Origin of the sequence: Micromonospora sp. KC721, assembly GCF_004348355.1 — a bacterium.
Taxonomy (GTDB): domain Bacteria; phylum Actinomycetota; class Actinomycetes; order Mycobacteriales; family Micromonosporaceae; genus Micromonospora.
The window spans coordinates 1-10,337 of sequence record NZ_SMJY01000207.1; the positions used below are offsets into that span (position 1 = coordinate 1).

At 74.7% G+C, this 10,337-nt stretch carries 8 protein-coding genes and 1 pseudogene; 5 read left to right on the forward strand and 4 right to left on the reverse strand.

Annotation, left to right across the window (positions count from 1 at the left end):
• Positions 1 to 1,330 (reverse strand): annotated as a pseudogene (locus tag E1182_RS25770) (hypothetical protein); the annotation flags it as partial.
• 148 nt (positions 1,331 to 1,478) lie between these two features.
• Between E1182_RS25770 and E1182_RS25775 the strand changes: the two are divergent.
• Positions 1,479 to 2,117, forward strand: a complete 639-nt coding sequence (locus E1182_RS25775; RefSeq protein ID WP_132269956.1) for a TetR/AcrR family transcriptional regulator — start codon at positions 1,479 to 1,481, stop codon at positions 2,115 to 2,117.
• A 65-nt stretch (positions 2,118 to 2,182) separates the two neighbouring features.
• The gene (locus tag E1182_RS25780; protein ID WP_091198458.1) at positions 2,183 to 2,410 is read left to right on the forward strand and encodes a DUF3107 domain-containing protein; all 228 of its coding nucleotides are present in this window, start codon (positions 2,183 to 2,185) and stop codon (positions 2,408 to 2,410) included.
• 57 nt (positions 2,411 to 2,467) lie between these two features.
• On the opposite strand, the gene E1182_RS25785 is transcribed toward E1182_RS25780, so the two are convergent.
• Positions 2,468 to 3,115 carry a ferritin-like fold-containing protein gene (locus E1182_RS25785; protein WP_132269959.1) on the reverse strand — a complete coding sequence of 216 codons (648 nt, stop codon included), beginning with the start codon at positions 3,113 to 3,115 and terminating at the stop codon, positions 2,468 to 2,470.
• Between the two features lie 349 nt (positions 3,116 to 3,464).
• Here E1182_RS25785 and E1182_RS25790 point away from each other — a divergent pair, with 349 nt between their 5' ends.
• The 3 genes from E1182_RS25790 (at position 3,465) to E1182_RS25800 (ending at position 7,015) form a co-directional block, all read left to right on the forward strand.
• Entirely contained in the window at positions 3,465 to 5,171 is a 1,707-nt protein-coding gene (locus E1182_RS25790; protein WP_132269961.1) for a DEAD/DEAH box helicase, read from the forward strand.
• Positions 5,172 to 5,350: 179 nt separating this feature from the next.
• Positions 5,351 to 6,508 (forward strand): SAM-dependent methyltransferase, encoded by a 1,158-nt coding sequence (locus tag E1182_RS25795; protein ID WP_132269963.1) that lies wholly within the window; start codon positions 5,351 to 5,353, stop codon positions 6,506 to 6,508.
• A gap of 90 nt (positions 6,509 to 6,598) precedes the next feature.
• Entirely contained in the window at positions 6,599 to 7,015 is a 417-nt protein-coding gene (locus E1182_RS25800) for a helix-turn-helix domain-containing protein (RefSeq protein WP_132269966.1), read from the forward strand.
• A gap of 47 nt (positions 7,016 to 7,062) precedes the next feature.
• Here E1182_RS25800 and E1182_RS25805 read toward each other — a convergent pair whose 3' ends face one another.
• A complete protein-coding gene (locus E1182_RS25805) occupies positions 7,063 to 8,046 on the reverse strand; it encodes a hypothetical protein (protein WP_132269969.1) in 984 nt (327 codons plus the stop codon).
• A gap of 102 nt (positions 8,047 to 8,148) precedes the next feature.
• Complete coding sequence (locus E1182_RS25810; protein ID WP_132269971.1) at positions 8,149 to 10,305, reverse strand: RecQ family ATP-dependent DNA helicase; 2,157 nt, start codon at positions 10,303 to 10,305, stop codon at positions 8,149 to 8,151.
• Between the last annotated feature and the right edge of the window lie 32 nt (positions 10,306 to 10,337).

Genomic DNA, 10,337 nt, shown 5'->3' on the forward strand with positions numbered 1-10,337 from the left:
GTATCAGAGACAGAGTCGTCGCGGCGCCGGGACCGGCAGGTGCCGGCGGGTGGGCGGGCAGGTCCGCCCCGAGGCTGGGTTGCACGGGGACGGACCGGAGGTGGATCGGCCGGCCGGCCCGCTCGGCGGGGGCCTCGGCAGGCGGCTCCTGCACGTCGGCGGGCGGGCCGCTGGCAGGCGCGTCGGCGGGCGGCGCGCTGCGCGGCAGCGCCCCGGCGGGCGCTGGGACGGACGGATCGGCCCAGGACGGCCGGTCGGTGAGGCGGCCAGCCGGCTCCGGCGCGGGCTTCGACTCCGGCGCGGAGCGGGTGACCTCGTACGGGCGGGGCACCTCGGCACGCACCGGCTCGTACGGGCGGGGTGGCTCGGCACGCACCGGCTCGTACGGGCGGGCCGGCTCGGCACGCACCGGCTCGTACGGGCGAGCCGGCTCGGCCGACCACTCCATGGACCGCTCGCGGCGGGGGCGGCGACCGGGCGGCGGCTCCTCTTCCTCGCGAGCCCACGACGGCGCCCAGCCCCCGCCCCAACTGGGACGGTTCCAGCTCGGACCGGACCAGTCCGGCTCGTCGGCGCCGCGGCGGGCGGCGGACGGATCGGCGGCCTGCTCCTCCTCGACGGGCTCGGGCGGGAAGCGGGCGGCCCAGGACGGCGGCTCGGCGGCGGACGCGCCGGCCTCGGCGCGGCTCGCCCAGGACGGCGGCTCGGCGGTCGGCCCGGCGGCCTCGACGCGATCCGCCCCTTGGACGTGGGAACCGTGCGGCACCTCGAAGCCGGACGCGGCGGTGCCCACCGGCGGCGCCGAGGAGGGCAGGTTCCCCTCCGACCACCGGCCGGACCGGGACGGCTCGTCGGAGGAGTGCCGGGCCGCACCGGCGTCCGGGTCGGCCGGCCGCTCGGTCTCCGGCGCGGACCGCTGGATCGGCACGGCGAGCCGGGCGTCGGCGTCGTGGCGGACGTCGGGCGCGGACCAGGCGGTGGGCGGGGCGCTGACCGGGGCCGTGCGGCCGGCCGGGCCCTCCTCGCCCGGATGACTCATGCCGTTGGCCCGGGACCGCCCGTTGCGGGGGGCCGACCCGTCGTCCGACCGCGGGTCGGGCAGCGGCGCGGGCAGGTCGCCGTAGCTCGGGGAGGAGGCGCTCCATCCGGTCGGCTCGGACCGGTGCCAGGGCGGGAGCGCCTCGCGGTACGCCGGGGTGTCCGCCCCGCCGGACCACCCGGTTCCCGCAGGTGCCCACCCGCTGCCGGAGCGGGCGGGATCGTCCTGCCGACCCGTTCCGTCACCGTGTTCTCCCGGGGTGGCGGCACCGGGTTGCCCTGATTCACTCACCGCGCGCTCCTTGGTCGCCCCCGCTGAGGCTACCGTGTGGTGACAGTGGCGATAAGTTACGGCGGCGGGCCAATTCCGGGACGGGGCGATACCCAGGACCGGTACGAGGTGAAAGTGCCGGCTCGTACGGAGAAACTCGGAGGTTCCCATGACCGCTGTGGGGAACGGTGCGCACACCGCCGGCCGGCCCACCCGCCTGCCCCGCTCGGCCCGCCGTAAGCAGCTGCTCGCGGCGGCGCAGGAGGTGTTCGTGGCCCAGGGCTACCACGCCGCTGCGATGGACGACATCGCCGAGCGGGCGGGGGTTTCGAAGCCGGTGCTCTACCAGCACTTCCCGGGCAAGATGGAGCTGTACCTGGCGCTGCTGGACACGCACTGTGACGCCATCGTCGCGAAGGTGCGCGACGCGATGGCCGGGACCAACGACAACAAGGAGCGGGTCAGCGCGTCGGTGCGGGCCTACTTCGACTTCGTCGACCACGAGAGCGAGGCGTTCCGGCTCGTCTTCGAGTCGGACCTGCGCAACGATCCGGCGGTCCGGCAGCGGGTGGAGCGGGTCGAGCAGGGCTGCATCGCGGCGATAACCGACACCATCATCTCGGACACCGGGGTCAGCCGGGCACACGCGGAGCTGCTCGCCTCCGGCCTGGTCGGCGCGGCCGAGACGGCCGCCCAGTTCTGGCTGGCCGGCGGCCGGCAGGTGCCCAAGGCGGAGGCGGAGGCGCTGGTGGCCGCGCTGTCCTGGCGGGGGATAGCGAGCTTCCCGCTGCAAGGTGAGTCAGCCTGAACATCCGGCCCCGAGATCGGATAGCCTTCCCAACGGCGGCTCTTTCGCCCACCTGAGGAGGCACAGTGGAGGTCAAGATCGGCGTGCAGTACGCGCCGCGCGAGCTGGTTCTGGAGAGCGCGCAGTCGCCGGCCGAGATCGAGCGGATCGTGACCGACGCCGTCGCCAAGGGCGAGGGCACCCTCTCCCTGACCGACGAGAAGGGCCGGCGGATCATCGTGCCGGTCGGCAAGGTCGCCTACGTCGAGATCGCCGAGGCGTCGCCCCGCGCGGTCGGTTTCACCGTCCGCTGACCCCGGTCCGGGTTCCCGCGACGGCGTGCGCCGTCGCGGGCCGGCCCGCAGGGGCCGTCAGTTGTTGAGGCCGGCGGCGGTCATCCGCGCGGTGTGGTTGGCGGTGAGCTTGCCGAACAGCGCCGGCGCGTCCATCCCGTCCTGTCCGATCAGGGCGGTCAGCGCCCCCCGGTCCGCCGCGGCGACCCGCCCGGCCTGGGAGAGCGCCTCCCCGACCAGCCGCCGGGCCCACATGGAGAGCCGGTTGGCCACCCGTGGATCGGCCTCGATCGCGGCTCGGATCTCGGCCACCGCGAACTCGGCGTACCGGGTGTCGTGCAGCACGTCCCGCAGCAGCTGCCGGTACGGCTCGTCGAGCCGGTCGGCCATCTCGCCGAGGAAGTCGTCGGTGATCCCGTCGCCGACGTACGCCTTGGTGACCGCCTCCAGCCAGTCCTTCGGCTCGGTCGAGTCGTGGTACGCCTGCAACGCCCCGGCGTACGGCGCCATCGCCTCCTCGGGGGCGGTGCCGAGCGCGGTGAGCCAGTCGGCGAGCCGCCGGTAGTTGCCGATCTCCGCTGCCGCCATCTCGCTGAGGGCGGCCCGGCGGCGCAGGTCGGGGGCGAGTCGCGCGTCGGCGGCCATCCGGTCGAAGGCGAGCAGTTCGCCGTAGGCGACCAGGCCGATCAGGTCGACCACGGCCTCGGGAGTCGTCGGCGCGGGCACGAGCGCAGGGTACCGCCCGACGCCGACGACCGACTTTTCAGTGACTCAGGTCACATTTCGCCACCCCCCGTGGAACCCTCTCGCCCGGCCCAGGGGCGGGGATCCGCCGCTCGGGTAGGATGAAGTGGTTGCCGTGGGCGCCGACCAGATCAGAGCCAGATCCGATCAGAGCCAGATCCGGTCAGATCAGATCCGATCAAGGCCCGGACTGATCGAAAACTGACCCACGGCGCGCGTGCGGCCCGGTCCGGCTCGGCGATTCCGCCCCCGACCGCGTGGCCCGCGCCATACCGAATCGCGCCCTGAGGACAAGACGGGGCGCACCACGAGAGGGCACCCCCAGATCCAGATGAGCGAACAGATCTTCGACACGACAGGGGGCCAGGAACTGGCCCCGACCGCCCCGGTCCGCCCGGAGGCACCCACCTTCGCCGCGCTCGGCGCGCGGCCCGAAACCGTCGAGGCGCTGGCCGCGGCGGGCATCACCCGCGCCTTCGCCATTCAGGAGTACGCGCTCCCGATCGCGCTGCGCGGCAGCGACCTGATCGGTCAGGCGCCGACCGGCACCGGCAAGACCCTCGGCTTCGGGGTACCGCTGCTGGAGCGGGTCTTCGCCCCGGACGAGGGCGGCGACGGCGTGCCGCAGGCACTGGTCGTGGTTCCTACCCGCGAGTTGGGCATCCAGGTCGCCAAGGACCTCGCCGCCGCAGGCCGGACCCGGGGCGTGCGGGTGCTGCCGATCTACGGCGGCGTCGCGTACGAGCCGCAGATCGAGGCACTGCGCAAGGGCGTGGAGATCCTGGTCGGCACGCCGGGCCGACTGATGGATCTGCAGAAGCAGAAGCACCTGCGACTGGACCGGGTCCGCGCGCTGGTCCTCGACGAGGCCGACCGGATGCTCGACCTCGGTTTCCTCGACGACGTCGAGAAGATCCTGGCGATGCTGCCGGAGGACCGGCAGACCATGCTCTTCTCGGCCACCATGCCGGACCCGATCGTCACCCTGTCCCGGCGCTTCCTGCGCCACCCGGTGACCATCCACGCCGGCCACACCGCCGAGACCGGGCCGTCGCCGCTGACCCGGCAGTTGGCGTACCGCACCCACTCGATGAACAAGAGCGAGATCGTGGCGCGGATCCTCCAGGCGGAGGGGCGCGGCCTCACCATGATCTTCACCCGGACCAAGCGCGCCGCCGACCGGCTCGCCGAGGACCTGGACTTCCGTGGCTTCGCGGTCGCCGCGGTCCACGGTGACCTCGGGCAGGGCGCCCGCGAACGGGCGCTGCGGGCGTTCCGCGCCGGCAAGATCGACACGCTGGTCGCCACCGACGTCGCCGCCCGCGGCATCGACGTCAGCGGCGTCACCCACGTCATCAACTACGACTGCCCCGAGGACCAGGACACCTACACCCACCGCATCGGCCGGACCGGTCGGGCGGGGGCGACCGGCGTCGCGGTGACCTTCGTCGACTGGGACGACGCGCCTCGCTGGCGGATCATCGACAAGACGCTCGGCCTGGAGATGCCGGAGCCGCCCGAGACGTACCACACCTCGCCGCACCTCTACACCGACCTCGACATCCCCACCGACGTCACCGGCACCCTGCCGACCGCGGAGCGGACCCGCGCCGGGCTCGCCGCCGAGGTCGAGGAGGACCTGGGCGGCCGGTCGCGTCGCGGTGAGGGCGGCCGGGGCTCCCGGCACGGCGAGGGCCGGAGCGAGGGCCGGGGTCGGGGCGAGCGCCGCCAGGGTCGGTCCGGCACTGACACCCCGGACGCCGAGACGCCGGTGGTGACCGACGAGGAGGGCACCCGTATCCCACGGCGCCGGCGTCGCCGCCGGGCCGGCGAAATCCTCGCGGGCGAGCCGAGCGGGACGATCGCGGGCGACGCCCAGCCGGCCACTGGCGCGGGCGACGCCCACCGGGCCACCGGGACGGGCGACGCCCAGCCGGCCGCCGGTGACGGCGAGCAGTCGACGAAACCGCGCCGCCGCCGGCGGCGTCGGGCTGCCGGTTCCGGCGCGGGTACGCCGGCCGAGGCGACCGCCGACTGACAACGGAACACGCGACGTCCTTCGTGCCGCCACCGGCGGCCCGGAGGGCGTCCGCTTTCACGGCCGCACGCGGCCGTCAGGTCGCCCATGCTCGTCCGGCAACCTTCTCCCACCGCCACCCTCTCCCCACCTCGGGGTGGGGCTGCGGGGCGGCGCGGTGGAGGAAGGATGATGGAGCCATGCCGGAACCGTTGGACGCTGCCCTGACCAAGGTCCGGGAGCTGCTGCTCGACCCCAACCTGACCCGTGCCGTCGCCGCCGGCCGCCGCCGCGGCCAGCGTCCCTCGGTGGTTCGCGCCGAACTGCGCCCGGTCGTTCTCAAGGCCGGACGCCGGTTGCAGATCTCCACGTCCGACGGCAGCCGGCCGTACACCCGCAACGTGGCACCGGGCACGGAGGCCGGCGCGGCGGTCGACGCGCTACTGGCCGAGCCGTTCGGCAACTGGCACGTGGAGACCGCCGACGCGACACTTCAGCTCAGGGTGACCAAGTCGGGCGAGGCGCAGCTGCACCGGGCGGCGGCGGACCGGGCCGGGGCCGAGCCGTCCGGGCACGACCGCACCAAGGACTACCTGCTCGACCCGGGCGACCCCATCTTCGCCGAGATCGGCGGCTCGGCCGCCAAGCGACGTCAGGTGGACGCCTTCCTGCGGGCGCTCGCCGCCACCCTGCCCGACGAGCTGAGCGGTCCGCTGCGGGTGGTGGACCTGGGCTGCGGCAACGCGTACCTGACCTTCGCGGCGTACCGCTATCTGGCCCAGCGTGGCGTCGACGTCGAACTGGTCGGGGTGGACGTGCGGGAGGACCAGCGGCGGCGCAACACCGAGCTGGCCGAGCGGCTCGGTTGGGCCGACCGCGTCTCGTTCGTCGCCGGCACCATTGCCGACGCGGTGGTCGAGCCGGCCCCCGACCTGGTGCTGGCCCTGCACGCCTGCGACACCGCCACCGACGAGGCACTGGCCCGGGCGGTGCGCTGGCGCTCCCGCTGGGTGCTGGCCGCGCCGTGCTGCCACCACGACATCGCCGCACAGCTGCGTACCCGGCCCGCGCCGCCCCCGTACGACCTGCTGACCCGCCAGGGGATCCTGCGGGAACGCTTCGCCGATGTGCTCACCGACGCGCTGCGCGCCGGGCTGCTCCGGTTGCACGGCTACCGCACCGAGGTGGTGGAGTTCGTCGACTCCCGGCACACTCCACGGAACCTGCTTATCCGGGCCCGACGCACCGATGGCACGGCCACCGGGCAGCAGCGGGCCGAATACCGGGATCTGGTCGACCAGTGGCAGGTCAGGCCCCGGCTGGCGAGGCTGCTCACCGAGGACGCTCCGGGCGGCTGATCGGTCAATCGCCGCGACCCGGCGTCGTACTACCCTGAAGGGGACGCACCGGCACGCGTCGCGGTTCGAGAAGGGAACCACCCGGCAGGAATGGGCTCCGTAGAGGTTTCACCCCAGATGGCCTTCGCGCGTTTCGTGCGCCGTGCCATCGACGACGCCCGCGACGAGCGGGGTTGGACGGTGAGTGACCTCGCGGCGCACACCGGGGTCGGTCGGTCCACCGTCTTCCGCTGGCTGGCCGGGGACTGGCAGGACTACCCCGAGCTGGCCAAGGTCCGTGGCTTCTGCGCCGCCCTCGACCTACCCGTCGCGGCGGCGTTCCGCGCGCTCGGCCTGCCGGACGCCGGTCCCACTCCCCGGCGCCGGGTCGACGACAGCCCGGTCGAGGCGGACGTCCGGGTCATCCTGGAACGGCTCGCCGACCCGGCCGTCGCGGCCGAGGAGAAGCACCACATCCGCGACCTGCTCCGCTACCTGGCCCACCGTCCGGTCCGCCGGGCGGGATGAACCGGCATCTGACGGGTTGCGGGACGCCGCGGGATGTGGGTAGGCGGTCAGGCGACCGTGACGGTGAACTCGGCGGTACGCACCACGCCCGCCACCTGGAAGTCGAGGTACATCCGGTAACGGCCTGGCCCAGGCGCGGTCAGCCAGAAGGTGACCACGTCCCCGGCCGGTGCCGGCTCCGGATGGACGTGCAGGTAGCCGAGGTCGCCCTCGCGCAACGCGACGAGGTGGCCGTACGCGCCGAGATAGCGTTCCAGCGCGGCCGGGGCGGCCCCGTCGCGAATCTGGAAGCGCAGCGGGACGGCCCGTCCCACCTCGGGCGTGCCCTGGTAGCCGACGTCGAAGCCGTCCACGGTCGCGGTGGTGGCCGGGGCCGGCAGCGGCCGGGGCCGGTAGTCGCCCGGCACCACCAGGTCGACCCCGAGGGTGGCCGGCGTCTGCGCACCGTCGTCGGCGACCACGGTGAAGTCGGCGTACGCCCGCCAGACGCCGGGCCGGGCCAGCGTCACCGGCACCGACCAGGTGCCGTCGGCGGCCATCGTGGGGTGCAGGTGCTGGTAGCCGGTGAGGTCCCGGCGCACCACGATCAGGTGCATCGGCTTGTCGTGGACGACAGCGAACCGGGTGACCACGCGCCGCTGGTCGTCGCGGATCTGGAAGCGGAAGTCCGCGGCCCGGCCGGCGACGAACCCGGTGCCCGACGGGGTCAGCGTGTAGCCGGACGCGGTGACGGAGAGCCCGGCCGCCGTCGCGTCCGCCGCGCCGGTGCCGTGCTCGTGTGCGCCGGTGCCGGGGGCGTGGGTGTGTTCGCCGGTGGCCGTCGCCCCGACACCGGCCCCGGCCGGAGTGGTGGGCTTCGGGTTGGCCCGCCCGAGGCCGAAGCCGAGCAGGACGGCGAGCACCAGCCCGCCCACGGTCAGCGCGAGCCGCAGGGTGCTCCGGTCCAGCCCGACACCGTCCGCTCCGCCGGGCCGGAGGTCGGAGGCCCGCGCGTCGGGGTCGACCGCCGTGACGGATCGCTGCTCGGCCATGCGCCCACGGTACCGCCGGCCCGACCCCGGCCCAGCCGCCACGGTGGTCACCGTGGCGGCCCTCGCAATCCGCCGTGGGCGGGAACCTTTCCGGTAGGGCGGTCAGCCGGCCACGGCGAGGGCCAACGGAAGCACGTCCGGGGCGCCGGCCCGACGCAGCAGCCGGGCCACCATGGTCATCGTCCACCCGGAGTCGACCAGGTCGTCGACGAGCAGCACCGGGCCGTCCAGCCCGGCGAGCGTGTCGGCCAACCCGTCCGGCAGGCTGAAGGCCTCGTGCAGCGCGCGTACCCGCTGGGCGCTGTTGCCGCGCGGCCCGCCGCCCCCGGCCGGGCCGGCGGGGACGACGTGGCCGAGCAGCGGCAGCCGGCCGACCGCGGCGATCCGCTCGGCGAGCGAGCCGACCAGCGCCGGACGGGCGCGGGAACCGACGGCGACCACGCCGGCCGGCCGACGCGGCCACCGGTCGTCACCGTGCGCCCACTCCTTCAACACGTCGACCACGGCCGCGGCCACGTCGTCGGGGACCGGCGCGTCGGTGGCCTCCGGGCCGAGCAGCCCGCGCAGCCGCCCACCCCAGCCGAGATCGGACAACCGGCCCACGGCCCGCCCGGGCAGCGCCTGCTCCGCCGGGGGAATCCGACCCTTCAGGGGTACGCCCACCGCGTCGAGGCCGGTCGGCCAGAGCTTCTTCGGTGCGATCGCCACACCGGGCCGGCCGAGGAAGGTCTGCGCGGCGGCCAGCGCGGCGGCGGAGACGTCGGTGGTGAACAGCGGCCCGGCGCAGCGGTCACAGCGACCACAGTCGGCCGCCCCGGTGTCGTCGAGACATTCCCGCAGGTAGCGCAGCCGGCAGCCGGGGGTCGTCGCGTACTCCCGCATGGCCTGCTGCTCGGCGCTGCGGGCCTGGGCGACGCGGCGCAGCCGAGGCTCGTCGTAGACCCAGGGTTCGCCGGTGGCGAGCCAGCCGCCGCGTACCCGGCGTACCGCCCCGTCCACGTCGAGCACCTTGAGCATCAGTTCGAGGCGGGTCCGGCGCAGGTCGACGAGCGGCTCCAGGGCCTGGGTGGAGAGCGGCCGGTCGGTCGGCAGGGCGGCGAGCACCGCCCGGACCTGCTCCTCTGGCGGGAAGGCGAGCGAGGCGAAGTACCGCCAGATGGCCGCGTCCTCGGCGCCGGGCAGCAGCAGCACCTCGGCGTGCGCGACGGCCCGCCCGGCCCGGCCGACCTGCTGGTAGTACGCGATCGGAGAGGGCGGTGCGCCGAGGTGCACCACGAAGCCGAGGTCCGGCTTGTCGAAGCCCATGCCGAGCGCGGAGGTGGCCACCAACGCCTTGATCTTGTTGTCGAGCAGGTCCTGCTCGGCGGCACGCCGGTCGGCGTCCTCGGCCTGGCCGGTGTAGGAGGCGACCGACCAGCCGCGGGCGCGGAGGAACTCGGCGGTCTCCCCCGCCGCCGCGACGGTCAGCGTGTAGATGATCCCCGAGCCGGGAAGCTGGTCCAGGTGGTCGGCGAGCCAGGCCAGCCGGTGGGCCGGGCTCGGCAGGTCGAGTACGCCCAGCCGCAGCGACTCCCGATCCAGCGAGCCGCGCAGCACCAGCACGTCCGGTCGCCGCGCCGCCGGATCGGCCAGTTCGGTGCCCAGCTGCTCGGCGACGTCGGCGGTGACCCGGGCGTTGGCGGTGGCCGTGGTGGCCAGCACCGGGGTCCGCGCGGGCAGCTCGGCCAGGAAGGTCCGCAACCGGCGGTAGTCCGGCCGGAAGTCGTGCCCCCAGTCGGAGACGCAGTGCGCCTCGTCCACCACCAGCAGGCCGGTGGTGGCGGCCAGCTTCGGCAGCACGCTGTCCCGGAAGTCGGGGTTGTTGAGCCGTTCCGGGCTGATCAGCAGGACGTCCACCGCCCCGGCGTGGATCTCGGAGGTGATCTCGTCCCACTCCTCCAGGTTGGCGGAGTTGATCGTGCGGGCCCGGATGCCGGCGCGGGCGGCGGACTCCACCTGGTTACGCATCAGCGCCAGCAGCGGGGAGACGATCACCGTGGGGCCGGCGGCGTCGGGGCGCTCCCGCAGCAGCGCGGTGGCCACGAAGTAGACCGCCGACTTGCCCCACCCGGTGCGTTGCACGCAGAGCACCCGACGCCGGTCCACCACCAGCGCCTCGATCGCCCGCCACTGGTCCTCCCGGAGCCGGGCGTGCTCGCCGGCCAGCCGGCGCAGCACCGCCTCGGCCCGATCCCGTACCGCCGCCCGATCCTGGCTCATCCGGCATTTCTACCAGGCTCGGCGGTACGCCC